We start from the raw sequence: 17,251 nt of genomic DNA, 5'->3' as shown, positions 1-17,251 counted from the left end.
AGTGGGTGATTTCCCTTGTGCAGAACCATCGCTTCGGTGTGCCTAAGATCGGTTTGAATATGCTCGTCCGCGGCTCCTGGCAGCCCGGATGGACCCTGCTGATTCCGAAGGGAAAATAAGCAGCGATAGCTCTTGTTCGCCCCTGCTTTAACATAAAGCATCTGAAGAGACCCCATTCGTAAGGTTGGGCAGTTTTACCTGATGTCAGGTAATCTCGTACTGGACATTGAAGCGAGTGAAGTAAATAGTTCCGACATGGGCAACAATCCTGATCCCACAATGTGCCGAGCCCCTTTATTTTTGCACAAAAATGTAGCCAGTAAAGCGATACTAACATAAGGAACAAGAGCACTATTATGAAAACAAAAATAGCACGGATTAAAACCAGCATTCTTGCCCTCATGGCTTTGCTGGCTGTTTGCATGGCCTTCACTCCGGTCCAGGCACAGTCGGACATCAACCTGAGCGGCTACACGCTGACTTTTGCTGATGAGTTCAACAGTGTCAGCGTCACCACAAGCAATCCAAAAGGAGCTTCCACCTGGTATTACGTGCCACCCTATGGCGCATCGGGCGCCTATTCCGACTCGAAGTGGGATGCGGCCGCCTTCAGCGCCGCAGGCGGCATTCTCACTGACAAGGCCTGGATTAACACGAGTGATGTGGGGACAAGAAACAACTGGTCGGGCTGGGTGGGATTTAAATTCACGACCGGCGCGAACGCCGTGGTCATCAATAGTGTGGGACGTTGGGTCATCTCAGGCAACTCCCAGAGCCATGTGGTTAAACTGGTGGATGCGTCCAATGGAGTGGATGTGCCGAATGGTTCCGCGACTGTCAACACTTCGGGCCAACCTGTTGGCTTTGTCTATGCGAATCTGACAACCGCCGTAACCTTGTCGGCCAATCACAGTTATTACCTGATGAGCCAGGAGACCAATGGCGGTGACCAGAACTATGACTGCGGCTATCCACAAATCACCACCACGAGCGCCATCAAGAATCCGAATGCGGCGTATTATGACACCAGCTTTCATAACCTGGACTGGAACACCTTTGGTCCTGTGAATTTAAAGTCCGGCAGTACGCCGCTTGTAAGCAGCGTGACGCTGGGCAAGTGGCATTCGGGCAATCTGTCTTCTATGGATCCAAGCGGGGCCGGTTTTGCCCAACTCTACGGTTACTTTGAAATCCGCTGCCAGATGCCGAATTCCGGCTCGGGTGCCTGGCCTGCCTTTTGGATGAACAGCCGGAACGGCATACCGGCGGTCAGTGATGGGTTGCCCACCGAAGAAATCGATATGTTTGAATGGTACGGTGTCTGCAACACGCCCGGTAATCTTCAGAATTTTGTTGCACAGAATACGCACAACTGGAATCCCACGGATAACACACTTCCCCACATCAGTGCGGCGCAAACTCCGATGCCGGATGGAAGTTATCCGTGGCAGGGGTATCACATTTACGGCGTTCTGGTGACACCCACGAACATCACGATGTACATTGATGGGGTACAGACCAACCAGTGCGCGACCCCGACGAGTCATATGTCGGCGCCCTTTTATATCATGATCGATTATGCTCTTGGGGGAGGTTGGCCATTGTACGGAATGGTCAACAACTCCACTTTCCTGGTGGATTGGGTCCGGGTTTATTCGTTGCCTACTTCAGGCCCCGCGACGTTGACGCACCAATACACGTTCAACGGCAACTTCAATGACAGCGTCGGGACGGCCAACGGAACGTTGAACGGAAGTGCCGCCATCAGCGGCAACGCGTTGCAGTTGCCGGGAGGCAACAATGGGACCGCCTATGGTTCGTTGCCTACCTCAATCATGAGCGGCCTGACCAGCGCCAGCTTCGAAGGTTGGTTCACCGAGAGCGCGATTGCGACCTGGGAGAAGGTCTTTTTCCCGGGCAACACGAACACGACCTCCTTTCTGGGCATGACAACTTCCCAGGGAACCAACGGCATGGGCCGCAGTGATTTCCTGGGCGCAGGCGGGACCCAGTATGCCACCGGAGGCGTGGCGATCACGCCGGGCACGAAATATTATTTTGCCTGCGTGTATGACGGTGCGGCAAATACCCAATCCCTGTATGTCGCACCAGTGGGCGGATCAATCGGCGCTCCGCTCACCGCCTCGATGGGCGGCAAGAATGTGTCCAACATCGTCTTCAACGAGTTCTACATCGGACGTTCACCTTTCAGTGGCGACAAGGACTTTGCGGGATCGCTGGATGAGATTCGGATCTACAACGGAGCTTTGTCTTCGAGCCAGATTTCGGCGAATTTTGCCGCAGGTCCGACCGGCGGCAGCGGCCTGCCTTCGCCCTGGGTGAATACCGACATCGGCTCGGTGGGAGTTGCGGGCAGTTCGAGCTACTCGGGCGGGGTGTTCACGATCAAGGGTGCCGGGTCGGATATTTGGGGAACAGCCGACTCCTTCCAGTATGCGTATCAGGCGGCCAGCGGCGATTGCAGCATCACCGCGCGGGTGGCGAGCCAGACCAACACCAGCAACAATGCGAAAGCATGCGTGATGATCCGCTCGGATCTGACGGCGGGTTCGGCGCACGCGATGATGACGATCCAGCCTATCAACGTCCAGTTCCTGTACCGGTTGACGGCGGGCGCATCGGCTCAGGCAGCCACGAGCACCGGGACGGTGCCGTATTGGCTGCGGGTGACGCGTGTGGGCAACGTGTTTACGGGATACAAATCCAGCGATGGAACAACCTGGACCCAGGTGGGAACACCGCAAACCATTACGATGGGGACCAATGTCTATATTGGACTGCCGGTATGCAGCCATAATACTGCCACGTTGAGCACTGCCACCTTCGACAATGTGACGGTTACGCCGTAGGACAGCCTGACAACTTCAATGTAAAGCAAGCCTTAAAAACATATCAGTGGGAAAAAACGGGTGAAGGTAACAGTTCACCCGCTTTTTTTTGTGAAAGGCGAAATTAGAAACCAACGATAAGCAACAAAATGGAATAAAAACTATAAAAATCATGAAAACCATCAAGACCCATATCCTTCGTTTACTTGCCCCCATAAGTTTAGCAGTTTTCTATCTTGCAACTCCTCTATTGGCCAGTGACCCGGTGCCTGTGGGCATTCCCGGTGCCTGGACCATGACCTTCCACGATGAGTTTGACGGTGCCACGGTCGATATGACAAAGTGGTGCGCGGCTGGTTGGCACAATGCGACAGCCACCGGCGACGGGTGGCCAACGAACGACCAGCAAATTGGTCTCATTCGTTCATCAAATGCGACAGTCTCAGGCGGCACGTTAAAATTGACCGCCCGGGCCGAGTCCGTGACCAGTTCCGGACGGTTCTTCCCCTACACGACAGCGATGCTGCATAGTTGGGGGATCCCTGGTCAACCCACACCCGCCCAGTTCAAGCAATCCTATGGCGTTTTTGAGGCACGCATTTATCTGCCTGCGGTCTCGGCAACCGACAGTCGTGTTGCTGGCTGGCCGGCATTTTGGATGAACACAGATGATTACCCATGGCCGACCAATGAAATCGACGTTGCAGAATTTCACTCCATCCCTGGGTCGCATCTCCATTCCGCGGGCAGGCCGGACGACTGGATGGATCCCCTCAAAAATTTTGACGTGCCCGGTGTGTGGTCCAACAGTTGGCACACCTATTCCGTCCTTTGGACGCCAACGCAACTTGATTTTTATTACGATGGGGTGAAGAAGGGGACGATCACGAAGGAAGTGTCAGGCGTACCGGATGCCGTAATCCTCGTCTATGACATAGGTAACAGGACTGACACGCCGCTCCCGACCGTGTTTCCGAGCACGATGCAGGTTGACTACATCCGTGTCTGGCAAGGAACAGCAGGAACGTCAGCGCCAACCATCACCACTCAGCCAGCCAACAAAACGGTGACAGTCGGCCAGACGGCCACCTTCAGCGTGGTGGCGACAGGAAACCCTGTGCCGGCCTTTCAATGGCAGAAGAACAGCGTAAATATCGCGGGCGCGACAAGCACAAGCTACACCACACCGGCAACGGTCATTGGCGATAACGGCTCAACCTTCCGCTGCGTGGTGACCAACAGTGCCGGCAGCGTGACCTCCAATAATGCGATCTTGACAGTGAATCCTTCCGGAGGTGGGGCGACGCTGACCCACCAATACACATTCAACGCGGGTAACTTCAATGACAGCGTCGGGACGGCCAACGGCACGTTGAACGGAAGCGCCAGCATCAGCGGTGGCGCGTTGCAGTTGTCGGGCGGTAGCAATGGGACTGCGTATGGTTCGTTGCCGACTTCGGTCATGAGCGGATTGACCAGTGCCAGCTTCGAAGGCTGGTTTACGGAAAGCGCAGTTGCGAACTGGGAGAAGGTGTTTTTCCCGGGGAACACGGACACGAGTTCCTTCCTTGGACTGACATCTTCCCAGGGCACGGACGGCCACAGCCGCGTGGATTTCCTTGCCACCGGAAGCTCGCAGCAGGCCGTTGCCGGGCCGCTGGTTTCCACCGGCACGAAGTATTATTTTGCCTGCGTGTATGATGGGGTGGGGAATATCCAGTCCCTGTATATTGCACCTGCAGGCGGTTCGCTCGGCTCACCGGTTACGACATCGCTGGGGGGCAAGAACGTGTCCAACATCAACTTTGTGGAGTTCTGGCTGGGAAGATCGCCCTTTGGCGGAGATCAGGACTTCGCGGGTTCGATTGATGAGTTCCGGATTTATAACGGGGCTTTGACTGCGAGCCAGATTGCGGCCAATTATGCAGCGGGTCCCACCAGTGGTGGCGGGTCTGCGCCATCCATCACCAGCGCTCTGACAACCAGTGGAACGGTGGGCACTGCGTTTAGCTATCAAATCACAGCCAGCAACAGTCCGACGAGCTACAATGCGACGGGATTGCCCGGAGGGTTGAGCGTGAACACGTCTAGCGGGCTGATCTCCGGCACGCCGAGCGTGGCAGGCACGAGCAATGTGACGATCAGCGCCACCAATGCAAACGGCACTGGCACGGCCACACTCGTTCTGACGGTGAATCCTTCCGGCGGCGGAGGCGGAGGGGCCTCAATTGGGATCCAGTTTGTGGGCGGCCAAACCGCCTTGAATGCAACGGACTCGGCAGGGCTGTCAACCGTGGCCCAGACCCATTGGAATGCACTGGCAGGCGCCTCGTTTAGCAACGTGGCATTGACGGACAACTCCGGATCGGCCACCAGCACGAAGCTGACCGGCACTGCCAACGGGACTTATCGTGGCGGAGGATCTTCCGCGTCGCCTGCGGGCAACGCAAAGCTGGCCTCGGGTGAGCTTTTTAATGGCTGGCCCGGTGCTCCGACCTTGACAGTTTCCGGAATACCCTATGCCAAGTATGACATTTACGTGTATGCGGGCATTGACGCCACGGGCCGAAATGAAACCGTTTCACTGACGCCATCGGGCGGCTCGGCGCAGTATTTCAGCTTCTTGACGCAGGGTGGCGGTTCCGCCTGGACTGTAGCCACCAGCACTTGGAATGGGACGGGCACCCCGCCGACGCTGCCAAGCGCCAACTACGTCAACTACACGGGCCTGACGGCGGGCAGCTTCACAATGGCTTGGGGGGCGCCTGGCAACGGCGGCCTTAACGGCATCCAGATCGTCAACACTTCCAGCGGCGGCCTGCCCTCACCGTGGATCAACCAGGACATTGGATCGGTGGGAGTGACTGGAAGTTCGAGCTATTCGGGCGGCGTGTTTACGGTCAACGGCTCTGGAGCGGACATCTGGGGTTCAGCCGACGGGTTCCAGTATGTGAGCCAGACCGTGAGCGGCACCACCCATACGATTAGCGCGAGAGTGACTCAGCCGGGGACATCAGGTGGAACTCAACCTGGGTACGGCAAGGCGGGTATCATGTTCCGGGATACGACCGGGGCAGGTTCGGAAGATGCGTATCTGGTTTACACCAACGGCATAGGCTTGCAGTTCCTTTACCGCAGCAGCACGGGCGGCGGAGCATCTCAGAATGGGTCGAATGTGTCGGCGAGTTTCCCGGTCTGGGTGAAGCTGGTCAAGAGCAACAACAGTTTCACGGCCTATTATGGCACTGATGGAGTGAACTGGACTCAGATCGGAGCGGCGCAGACGGTGTCGTTTACCAGCGGCAACTATCTGACCGGGATGGTGAGCTGCTCGCACGACAACAGCAAAACGGCCACCAGCAAGTTGGATAATTTGAACGTGCAGTAAATATGGCCACGGGTTGCTCTCTTGCATGGGAGCAACCCGGCGGCGGTACGTTTCGGCGGAACTTCGCACTGAAGAATGGGAAGGGGCTCCATCTGTAAGGTTGGGAAGCTTCACCATGTGCCAAAAGCGTGGCTGAAAACTGAAAATCGGCTGGTGATTTTCGAGCAACAGGCTTACTTTCCCTCCAAGCTGCGCCCTCAATCCAAACGCAGCGCCTGGTCAAGCAAAAAAGCGGAAAATCATTTTTATGAGCAAACCCTTCCACAGTACTTGGGCTGAGTCCGATGGCCTGCCTGCAGCCTGGGTCGAGACCGGCAGCGGAGATCCCTACGCGCATCATCCTCTGGCCGGCTGGCGCATGAAAGCCGAGGTCTATCTCGACGGCAGCGCGCGGCCCATGTCGGCCGAATTCGGAAGCCGTTATTTTGCACCGGCGCCGTTTCATTCCGGCCACCGGCGGGCTAGCCTCATTGTTGGCGATGCCGTAACGGAATTGGATTTGCAACGCCTGCCCGGGGTCCGCTGGGTGCTTGGACCGGGATCGGCCCAGGCCACGGCGCCCTTGAACGGCGGCTTTCTGCACTTCGAGGTTGTGATAGGCGGTCTCGATGCGCGCGATTTATTGCTGAGTTGGAGTTGGCACGGCGGCGCCTCTGGTGTGCCGGCTCCGAAACTCCTGTTGCCCATAAATCTTGACGGTGCGGCGCGCCGGAAAAATTGTCTGGGCGCCGATCTGCCGGATTACGGACGGGTGGGCTGGGCGGCGAGTGGAGCCAATCTGGACGTTCGTGAGGATGCCTGGCGCGCGGAACTGACGGAGCCCTTGCTGGTCCGGGTCGGATATAATCCCGCAGGCGCCGATCCCGAGCCGCCGAATGCCGGGCAGCTTGCCGCCGCGCGCGCGGCCAACCGCCAGTGTTGGCGTAAATTGTTAGGGAATATCCATGTTCGTCCGGGCTGTGATCCGGTCGAGATTCGTTGGTCGGCCCAATTGCTGGTGGGCAGCGCATTTCATGATGGAACACGGGGGTTTGACTGCTGCGGCAACGGGCATCTTTATCTTTTCGACCATCGTTCGAGTTCACTCTATCAACCCGGTGGGTCGGCCAGTTTCAGGGACGGAAATCAGATGGCTTGGTCTTTGGCCAGGATCATCCCTGAGTTGGCCCGTGACCAGGTGCTGCGTTCCGCGGCCGCCAGTTGCCCGCGCCGCGGTATTCCCCAGATGGCCAACGCGGTTCCCGGCCGCGACTTCTTATGGAGAGCACCCAGCGGAGAACATGAGTCCGATGACCTGGGCATTGCCAGCGAGCAGGTCTGGTGGTGGGTGTTCCTGTTGGCCGAAGTTCTCGATATCGAAGGACGGTCCTTTCTGAATGTGGAAGTTGTTGCCTCGGACGGCCATCGCGCTCCGTTGTCAGGCCATCTGGATCGCCTGCTGGCTTTTGCGCTGGAAAAGGTGGGCATGGGCAGTCACGGCATCCCGCGCATGCTGTCCGGGGACTGGAATGACTGGCTGGGCAATGTCGGTTCGCAAGGCCGTGGCGAGTCGTTTATGAACGCCGCCCTGGCAGTGGTGGCTCAGGAACGTCTGGCGGCAGCGCTGGAGCGCGCCGGTGGCGATGCAAGGGTGGGGGGCCTGCGGCAACGCGCGCAGGCGTTGCGCAAGGCGTGCGCGTCGTTTGGCGGCGGCCCCTGGTGGCCGCGTGCGATTGCGGATGACGGCACGTTGGTCGGGGATGAAGCTGATGGCCGGATATATTTGGACGGCCAGCCTTGGATGGCGCTGGCGCGCATGGGAGATCCGGCGCGGCGGCAGGAGATGTTGCTCACTGTCCTTCGGCGTTGCGATACTCCCATTGGCCCGGCGATCATTGACCGCCCGCTTGACTACGATGACTTTCCGGGCCGCACCCACTGTTTCTATCCGCCGGGCGCCGGGGAGAACGGCGGCATCTGGTGGATTGTCGGACAGTGGATGGCTATGGCGCTTGATGATGCCGGTTTGGCGGACGAAGCCATGGCGTTGCATCACCGTTGCTCGCGCGCGAATCACCACCGCCATTTTCCTGGCGAATGGTGGTCGCCCTTTATGGCGCCGGATGGCATTGATGGCCCGGCTTCGCCGCATTTCGGAAGGTCCCAGCAGGCCGCCGAGGCCTATCCCCAGGCGTGGGCGCTGGGTTTTCATCGGGCCATCAATCCGCAGGAAGTGGCCAAGTGGGCGTACCAGTTGGCCTTCGCCACCGGACTGCGTTTTGTCTGAGGTGATATTTGCAATATTTTCTGTTTTAAATTGATTTACGCCTGAGCGCTGTTAATTGTAACCTATTACTTTTATTTATAGATAGAAGCTTCTCACTCGCTTCGATGCTTAAGTTGTCGGGCAAGCTGGGGTGCTGATATTGTCATTACAAAACACCCATCTATACATGCCGACAACATCTGACTCCCTTACGGCCGGTACCGCGGCGCAGGAACCCCAAACATCCTTATTTGCCAGGATTAAAGAGGCGAGGCTGGCCATTCTGAGCGAATTGCGAAAGCTGGTCATCGGCCAGGAGGCGCCGATCGACGAAGTGCTTATCGGCATGTTTGCGGGCGGCCATTTGATGATCCAGGGCCCGCCCGGCACGGCGAAGACGCTCGTGATTGTTTCGATTGCCAAGGTGATGAACCTCGACTTCAAGCGCATTCAATTTACCCCCGACCTGATGCCCTCGGATATTTCAGGCACGGAAATTCTGGAAGCTGACCAGACGACCGGCCATCGCGTCACGAAATTTGTGAAAGGCCCGGTTTTTTGCAACCTGGTGATGGCGGACGAAATCAACCGCACCCCGCCGAAAACCCAAGCCGCGCTACTGGAAGTCATGCAGGAAAAACAGGTCACGATCGGCGGCACAACACATCCGCTGCCGAGGCCGTTCTACGTCATGGCCACGCAGATTTCGATGGAGCAGGAAGGCACCTATCCGCTGCCCGAAGCCCAACAAGACCGCTTTATGCTGTCGGTCATGATGAATTATCTGCCTGACGATCAGGAAGCGGAAGTCGTCCGCGAATCCACCAGTTCACGCAAGGTGGTTTTGGAAAAAGTCATCGACGGGGCTGAGTTGCAGGAATTTGTCGCGGCCGTGCGCAGCGTGGCGCTTCCGCCGCATTTGGGTGAGTTCATTGTGAACCTTACGGGGGCAACGCGCCCGACCGTCGCAGGCTGTCCCGATTTCGTGAAGGAATACGTTTCATGGGGCGCGGGCTTGCGCGCGAGCCAGAACATTGCGCTGGCGGCCAAATCGGCGGCCGCATTGGATGGGCGCAATACGGTCACCATCGCGGATATCCGCAAGGTCATCGTGCCCGTGATGCGGCATCGCATAGGCCTTTCGTTTCGGGCGGAAGTGGACCGCGTGACAATTGAGGACTTGATCCGGAGAGTCGTGGAAACGGTGCCGGAACCGAAGGAAATTTAATCATGGACACAGAGCAAATCACAGAACCCGTGGAAGCGGGCGCGGTTGAGGCCATCGCCGCGATCGGCGAGGGCAAGCAAAGAATCATGCACGAGGTGCGCAAGGTCATCGTCGGGCAGACCCAGGTCGTCGAGGACGTGGTCACGTCGTTTTTCGCGGGCGGCCATTGCCTGATCACCGGCGTGCCGGGTCTGGCGAAAACGCTGCTGATTTCCAGTCTTGGCAAGGCGTTGGACCTAAAATTCCGCCGTGTCCAGTTCACTCCGGACCTGATGCCGGCCGACATCACGGGCACCGAAGTGCTTGAAGAAGACCGCACGACAGGTTCGCGCAACATGAAATTCCGCGCCGGTCCGGTTTTCACCAATATCCTGCTTGCCGATGAAATCAACCGCACTCCGCCCAAGACGCAGGCGGCGCTGCTGGAGGCCATGCAGGAGCATCAAGTGACCGTCAGTGGTAACAGCTATACATTGGAAGAACCCTTTTTCGTACTGGCGACGCAAAATCCCATTGAGCAGGAAGGCACCTATCCGCTGCCTGAAATCCAGCAGGACCGCTTCATGTTCAGCCTCATCATCGATTACCTGCCGAAAAACGAGGAACTCGAAGTCGTCAACTCCACCACCAGCGTCAGCGTACAGGACGTGCAGAAGTGTCTTGATGGCGCCGCTTTGATTTATTACCAGCAGATTGTCCGCCAAACCCCTGTGGCGGAGCCAATTATTCGCTACGCGGTCGAACTGGCCGCGCGCAGCCGTCCCGGCGAACCGGGCGCGCCGCAGTTTATCAAGGACTACGTTTCATGGGGCGCTTCCATCCGGGGCTCGCACTATTTGATTCTTGGCGCAAAAGCAAGGGCTGTGCTCAATGGCCGACCCTATGTCTCGGTGAAGGATGTGCAGTCGGTCGCTGCGGCCGTGTTGCGGCATCGCATCGTGACAAATTTCCGCGCCGAATCCGAGGGGATCAACTCCGAGGAAATTGTGCGGCGTTTGTTGGAAACTGTTTCGACTCCGAAGTCCGGGCTGTAAACCATGTCCACATCCGGCGTTCTTGATTTCAACGTCCTGGCGCGCATCGACTCGATGCAGTTGCTCGCCAAGGTCGTGGTTGAGGGGTTTGTTCTCGGCCTCCACCGCAGCCCGTACCGCGGGTTTTCGGTTGAGTTTGCCGAATACCGGCAGTACTCGCCGGGCGACGAGGTCAAGCATGTGGACTGGAAGGTCTATGGCAAGACGGACCGCTATTATATCAAGCAATTCGAGGAAGAAACCAATCTCACCTGTTATCTGATCGTCGATGCCAGCGCGTCGATGGGCTACCGGTCCGCGGCCGAAGGCCCCACGAAACTTGAGTACGCATCGCAGATGGCGGCCTGCCTTTCCTATTTCATGATGCGCCAGCGCGATGCGGCCGGTCTGATGATTTTCGACACAAAAATCCGCACGGCCCTGCCGCCGCGGCTGCGCCAGACGCATCTCAAGCATATCCTCGCCGCGCTCGAAACAACCAAACCGGGAGGTGAAACCAACATTTCCGGCCCGTTGCATGAACTTGCCGAAGGCTTGAAGCGCAAGGGACTGATCATTCTCATTTCAGACCTGCTTGATGATCCCGAGAACGTGATTTCCGCGCTCCAGCATTTCCGCTTTCAAGGCCATGAGGTGATTGTTTTCCAAGTGATGGACGACGGGGAACTCAAGTTTCCGTTCACGACCATGACCGAGTTCACCGATCTTGAGACGGGACAAAAGACAATGGTTTCTCCCGAGGGCATGAGGCCGATTTACCTGGAGGAATTGCGTCAGTTCCTCGTTTCCTATGAAAAAGGCTGCGCGGGAATCCATGCCGACTACAAATTATTCGATACCGCCACGCCGCTCGCTCTTGCGTTGAGCGAGTATCTTCACCGCAGGAGCAGGATGGGCTGATGTCGTTCCTCAATCCTTATTTCCTGTTCGCGCTTGCCGGCGCGGCGTTGCCGGTTTTGGTTCATCTCCTGACCCGCGACCGCGTCCAGCACGTCACGTTTTCGACGATGCGTTTTTTTGTAAAAGGGGCAAAGCTCGTCGTTCAGCGCAAGAAATTCCAGGAGATGATCCTGCTCCTGATGCGAATCATCATCGCTGCGTTGCTGGCGCTTATTTTCGCACGCCCGTTTTTCAAGCCCAAGGTGGTCGATAACCGCCAGTCGTTCGGCGCCGCTTGTGTCGTGGTTGCGGATGTCTCGGCTTCCATGCGCCGCGCGGGTTTGCCGGAGGCGTTGAAAAAGGAGGCGCTTGACGCGATCGATTCGTTAAACGAGGGAACGGATACGGCCGCGCTGGTTTCATTCGCGGACGCGCCGAGCGTGGAACAGCCGTTTGGAAACAAAATTTCAGAGGCCAGGACCGCCGCCGCGGCGCTGGCTCCGGGTTACGGCGGCACGAACATCGGGGAAGCCTTGAGGAAGGCGAATGATTTGTTGCGCGGCGTGAAGGCCAAACAAAAGGAGATCGTGCTTATTTCCGATCTCCAACGCGAGGGCTGGCGTTATTTCAAGGGAGACTGGAAGCTGGCCGGCGATGTAAAACTGACCGTCAAGGGCGTCAAACCGTCCGATGCCGGCGGCAAACTGGCGATCGTCGAGGCGAATGTGCCGCACAGTCTCGTTCTGGACAAGCAACCGAGTTCGATTGCGGTGCGTGTGATGAATTTTTCCGACCAAGCCTGCGAGAATCTGGATGTGACGCTCGGGATCAACGGCGCGAAGGCTGAGAGCCAGAAGATCAACATTCCCGCGCGAGGCAAGGTTGCGGTGCGCTTCCGCCATGTGTTCGACACGCCCGGAGACAATCCGGGATCGGTGACCCTCGCGGGAGATCCGTCCGTGCCCGGCGGCAACATTTTTTATTTCAACGCCCGCACCATTCCGCGGATTCCGGTACTGTTGGTGAACGGCCGACCTTCGTCGAAGCCGCTGGTGGATGCGGCTTTTTTCCTTAACATGGCGCTCACACCCGGCGCGGAAACCCCGTTCGACGTCAAGATCCTCACAGCCGACAAGGTGACGCCGCAGGACGTGGCCGGTTCGCTCGTGGTGATTCTCGCGAACGTCGGCAGCCTGCCTGCCCCGGCGACCGATGCCCTGTCGGCCCTGTTATCACGGGGCGGCGGTGTATTTTTTCTGCCGGGAGACCAGGTGAAACCGGATGCCTTCAACGCCCAGTTCAGCCGGGTGGCGCCATGCAAACTGCGCCAGATACTCCTGGCCAAACCCGCAAATGGCGAGACTGCCGAGTCGCTGACGCGTATTGATTTTGAGCATCCGGTTTTTGAGACCTTTGCGCGTCCGCATCATGGGGACCTTACGCTGCCGAAGTTTGCCCGGTACTGGGAAACCACCGACACGCAGGTTGCGCGGGTGCTGGCCCGGTTCGGCGACGGGCGCCCCGCAATCGTGGAGCGTGAGATTGGCAAGGGTGTGTCGATGGTTTTGGCCAGCGCGGTGGATCCCGAATGGAACGATTTTGCCTATCAATCCGTATTTTTGCCCTATCTGCACCAGACGGTGCGTTATCTCGCGGTGCGCACGGAGCAGCGGACAGGTTATGCCAGCGGCGAGCTGTTGCCGGTCCCCGCGGGAAGCACGCTGAAAAATCCCCAGGGCCGTACGCTTGCAGCCAATGAAACCACGGCAACGGACCCCGGATTTTATTCCCTGTTGAATAAGGAGGGGAAGCAGGACCTTGTTTATGCGGTCAACGGTAATTTTGCGGAAACCGATCCGGCGGCGGTCGCGGCCGATGAAATCTCAGCCGCCATTGAACGCGCGCCGGGTGAAATCACCGGTTCGTTTGACCTGGATTCGGCGCCTGCCTCCGGGGAGAGGAAGAAGGACGACAGGCTGTGGTGGTATCTATTATGCGGGCTTGTGGTTTTAACCCTGGCGGAACTGGTGGTGGGGAACAAGACGTTGCGCCATTGAAGATGAAAATGAAACATACGCAATGAGCGATTACAAACAACTTGCCGCGCAATTCGGGGTTGTCCGCAACTCCTGGAAGCGGACGACGGCATTGTCCGGCATGGCCATAGTGATCGGCGAAGGCATCGGCATCCTGACGGTGCTGCTACTTTTGGACTGGCTCTTCAAGCCGCTGCCGCTTGTGCGCGTCGCGCTGTGGGCGATTGCGTTGGCGGGCATTGTGTGGTTTCTTGTCCGGCATGTTCTCGCGCCGTTGATGCGGAAAATCCCCGACGAACAAATTGCGCTCTATATTGAGGAACACCGCTCCGAACTCGATGGCGTACTGATCACCGCGGCGGAATATGCCGGAAAAGGCGAACGCCAGCCCGGCCAGGCGGCTTTGATCGACGCCGTCATGAGGGAAGCATCGCTGCGCAGCGCGCGGACCGCGGTAAGCCATGTGGTGGATATCTCGCGGCTGAAAAAATACGGGATTGCCTCAATTGCCGGGGTCGGCCTGTATGTGCTGGCAAGCTTCTTGTTTCCAAATGCCATCGGCCATCATTTTATGCGCGTCCTGCAACCGTGGCAGGCGACGGCGGAAGACAGGGCGAAGCGTTCCTCGGCGGAACTGATGCTGGAGCCAATCCGGTTCACGCTTTCGAAAAAAAATACCAGCATTCAGCGCGGCACATCGTTCGACTTTGAGGTGACGTTGTCGAAATCCAAACCGGCGGACCAGACGGTCCTGTTGTATTTCCGCCCGCGCGCCCAGGGCGCGAAAACCCCATGGCAGCAATTGCCGATGTCCGAGATCGAGAAGCTCAACGGTTTCAAGGGCACACTCGCCGACGTCAGCGAAGACCTGGAGTTCTACGTCGCCTGTGGCAAGGCGAAGAGCGATACCTATCGCATCACCGTCTATGATCCGCTCATTGTGCAGTCTTTTGAAATGACCACGCATTATCCGCCTTATGTCAAACAGCCGGATCGCGTCGAGAAACCGTCCACCGGCGATGTTACCGCTTTGGTTGGTTCCACGGCCACGTTGCGTATTCTCACCAGCACGCCGCTCAAGCAGGGCCTGATCAAATGGAGCAACGGCCAGACGCAGAACGTGACCGTTGACGCCCAGGCCGCCGCCACGGCAACCGTCTCGTTTGAGGTCAAGCAGGATGACACATACGATTACACTCTCACAGACGTAAATGGCCAGCAGGCCGCCAGCTCTGCGCCGCTTTCAGTCCATGCCATACCCGATACGCCGCCAACGGTTACGCTCAAGTCGCCCCAGTCGCCGGTGCTCACCCACCCGCTCGGAGAAGTTAATTTTGACGTCGAGGCCGGCGACGATTTTGGCGTGGAAAGCCTCGACCTGGTCTATACGCGCATTGATGACAAAGGCAACGAGAAGGACATTCGCGTGCCTCTGAACTACCATGCCGCTGACGAGAAGGACACGACGCATGTCACTGCCGTTTCCTACCGGCTGGCGCTTGAGGACGCGGATCCGCCATTCCAGTACAACGACGCCATTCCCTACCATGTCGAAGCGCGCGACGCCAAGGGCCAGGTCGCCTCCTCTCCGATCGGCCTGATCATCGTTGGTTATTTTGAGCATTGGGCGACATGGATGCCCCCTGAAACGGGGAGCGGCAGCATTCACAACGAGCTTGGTCCTGATCTGATGGAACTCGTCGCACTCGTCTGGGAACTCAACAACCAGAAAACGCAAATCAAGCCTGAAGAATTGAAAAAGCGAAGCGAGGAAATCGCTGCCAAGGTTAATGACTACCAAAGCAGCTTCAACGACCCCGAGAACATGGCAAAGCATCCTCAACTGTCCAAGGTCGCTCCCATGATCAATATGCATATCAAAAAGGGCCATGACGTATTGATGGCCACGAATACGGGTACCGCATTGACCCACCTGAGCCTTGCCGCCGCCATCCTTGCCGGCAACAGCATCAATCTCGACATGCGTGTGCACAGCAACGAGGAGCAGGAAATTGTGCTCGGCAGCCACTTCAACACGCCGGGCATGACCATGCTCGAGCAGGCGCGCCTCACCGCCCTCATCAATGCGTCCAAGGATAAGTCGCACGGCGAAGAGGACCAGCCGATGGACGCCGACACCGCCCAGGAGGTGGCCGATCTGCTCAAGCAGCAGGACGCCCTCATCGCCCATGCCGCGGCCCTGGTTAGTGCACAGAACCCTGGCGCTCAGAAACAGGGGAACACCCCCTCCGACCAAGGGAACAAGACCAAGATGCTCGGCGCCCCTCAAACCGCGACTGGAGCCGGGAGTGAACAGCAAAAGCCGCAGCCAGGCGCCGCCGATCTTGCCACCCAGCAGCATGCTGTTGCCGAAAAAACCCGCGCTGCTGCCGCCAAAGCTCAGGAGCATGCCGCCGCCGCAAATAGCGAGAAGGGCCGGCAGGCCGCAGAAAAAACAGTCGCCGCCGCGAAGACAATGGAAGAGGCCTCGCGGGCTTTTGCAGCGGGTAAAAACAGCGAGGGCCAGGCCAAGGCCACTGAAGCCCAGACGGCCTTGAAAGAGGTTAGCAACACTTTGCAGAGTACGGATCGCGACAAACTGGAAGCCGCCATCAGCGACGCGGAGAGACAGGCCTCCCTGTTGCTCGACAAGCAAAAGGATCTCGGCGCCGATACAGACACGCTTGCCAAGGAACTCGGCAATAAAACTCCTGACCAACGCCAGGGACGGGACTTGCAAAAGCAGGCCTATCAACAAACGGTGCTGGGCGCCAATGCCGAAACACTCAACAAGACGATCAATGATTTGAGCCAGAGGGCCGAACAGTTGGGCCAGCCCGGGGCCATTCGTGCGCTGACCGAGGCGCAAAAAGTCATCAAACGCGGCGCGCCTCAAGCCAAGATGGCCAACGCCGTGATCGATCTCAACAACGCGAGTCCAAGTTTGGCCGGTGACGAACAGAAGAATGCCGAAGGCTCACTGCAAAAGATCATCGATAGTCTTCGTGCCGGTTCCGACTCTCTGGCTGCCAGCCGTGACGAGAAAGTCCGCAGCGCAGCCCGTGCGGCTGCTGAAGCCAAGGCCGCCGCCGCCAGTCTTGAAGGAAAAGCCAAAGGAGATCAACCTGCCCCGGCGAAGGGGGATCAGCCTGCTGCTGAGAAAGGAACCCAAGCGGCTGCAGCAAAAGGGGATCAACCAGCCAGCCAGGGCGGGGGCAGGCTCAGCGAAGAGGACCGCAAGGCCGCGGCGCAAAAACTTGCCTATCAAGTCGGTCGTCTTGCAACGGGCCTTGACCAGCGCGAAATCGTATCCCAGGCCGACATCGACAAATTGAAGGCGGAGATGGCCCTTGACAAGGGAGATCTCGGGAAACGGCTGCTTGTGGATCCGAAGCTTCTCCAGAATGTGTCAGGGGTTGTTGAACGCATCAGCGACAAGCTTGAAGCCGAGATGGAAGCGAAAACGGAGGCCAGGAAACTGTTCTCCTCCCAGCGCGAGGAATGTCCGCCGAGCTACCGCCAATTCGTGAACAAATATTTTGAAGCGTTGTCCCAGGTTGGGCGTCCGCCTGAGCCGGGAGGCAAGCACTAA

The 17,251-nt window shown here is 57.9% G+C and carries 8 protein-coding genes; all 8 read left to right on the top strand.

The annotated features are described in order from the left end of the window. The first annotated feature begins 356 nt into the window (after nucleotides 1-356). The 8 genes from PHD76_10710 to PHD76_10675 all read left to right on the top strand — a co-directional run bounded on the left by PHD76_10710 (nucleotide 357) and on the right by PHD76_10675 (nucleotide 17,251). Complete coding sequence (locus PHD76_10710; protein ID MDD5262304.1) at nucleotides 357-2,870, top strand: family 16 glycosylhydrolase; 2,514 nt, start codon at nucleotides 357-359, stop codon at nucleotides 2,868-2,870. A gap of 151 nt (nucleotides 2,871-3,021) precedes the next feature. Continuing rightward, nucleotides 3,022-6,237: a family 16 glycosylhydrolase gene (locus tag PHD76_10705; GenBank protein MDD5262303.1), complete on the top strand. Its 3,216-nt coding sequence runs from the start codon at nucleotides 3,022-3,024 to the stop codon at nucleotides 6,235-6,237. Between the two features lie 247 nt (nucleotides 6,238-6,484). After that, entirely contained in the window at nucleotides 6,485-8,503 is a 2,019-nt protein-coding gene (locus tag PHD76_10700) for a hypothetical protein (GenBank protein MDD5262302.1), read from the top strand. A gap of 166 nt (nucleotides 8,504-8,669) precedes the next feature. Next, a complete protein-coding gene (locus tag PHD76_10695) occupies nucleotides 8,670-9,710 on the top strand; it encodes an AAA family ATPase (GenBank protein MDD5262301.1) in 1,041 nt (346 codons plus the stop codon). 2 nt (nucleotides 9,711-9,712) lie between these two features. After that, on the top strand, nucleotides 9,713-10,744 hold the full coding sequence (locus PHD76_10690; GenBank protein MDD5262300.1) for an AAA family ATPase: 1,032 nt from the start codon (nucleotides 9,713-9,715) through the stop codon (nucleotides 10,742-10,744). Nucleotides 10,745-10,747: 3 nt separating this feature from the next. Beyond that, a complete protein-coding gene (locus tag PHD76_10685) occupies nucleotides 10,748-11,644 on the top strand; it encodes a DUF58 domain-containing protein (protein MDD5262299.1) in 897 nt (298 codons plus the stop codon). After that, nucleotides 11,644-13,680 (top strand): VWA domain-containing protein, encoded by a 2,037-nt coding sequence (locus PHD76_10680; GenBank protein ID MDD5262298.1) that lies wholly within the window; start codon nucleotides 11,644-11,646, stop codon nucleotides 13,678-13,680. Before PHD76_10685 ends, PHD76_10680 begins: the two co-directional genes overlap by 1 nt. Nucleotides 13,681-13,702: 22 nt before the next feature. Next, nucleotides 13,703-17,251 (top strand): hypothetical protein, encoded by a 3,549-nt coding sequence (locus PHD76_10675; GenBank protein MDD5262297.1) that lies wholly within the window; start codon nucleotides 13,703-13,705, stop codon nucleotides 17,249-17,251.

Source organism: Candidatus Methylacidiphilales bacterium (assembly GCA_028713655.1).
Classification (GTDB): Bacteria; Verrucomicrobiota; Verrucomicrobiia; order Methylacidiphilales; family JAAUTS01; genus JAQTNW01.
The sequence above is the reverse complement of the archived record's forward strand: the minus strand, read 5'-3'. Positions and strand labels throughout refer to the sequence as shown.

Bases quoted from the DNA above. Each gene is read 5' to 3' on its own strand.
- PHD76_10675 (MDD5262297.1), top strand. From the start codon at position 13,703: ATGAGCGATTACAAACAACTTGCCGCGCAATTCGGGGTTGTCCGCAAC.
- PHD76_10680 (MDD5262298.1), top strand. From the start codon at position 11,644: ATGTCGTTCCTCAATCCTTATTTCCTGTTCGCGCTTGCCGGCGCGGCG.
- PHD76_10695 (MDD5262301.1), top strand. From the start codon at position 8,670: ATGCCGACAACATCTGACTCCCTTACGGCCGGTACCGCGGCGCAGGAA.
- PHD76_10700 (MDD5262302.1), top strand. From the start codon at position 6,485: ATGAGCAAACCCTTCCACAGTACTTGGGCTGAGTCCGATGGCCTGCCT.
- PHD76_10710 (MDD5262304.1), top strand. From the start codon at position 357: ATGAAAACAAAAATAGCACGGATTAAAACCAGCATTCTTGCCCTCATG.
- PHD76_10690 (MDD5262300.1), top strand. From the start codon at position 9,713: ATGGACACAGAGCAAATCACAGAACCCGTGGAAGCGGGCGCGGTTGAG.
- PHD76_10705 (MDD5262303.1), top strand. From the start codon at position 3,022: ATGAAAACCATCAAGACCCATATCCTTCGTTTACTTGCCCCCATAAGT.
- PHD76_10685 (MDD5262299.1), top strand. From the start codon at position 10,748: ATGTCCACATCCGGCGTTCTTGATTTCAACGTCCTGGCGCGCATCGAC.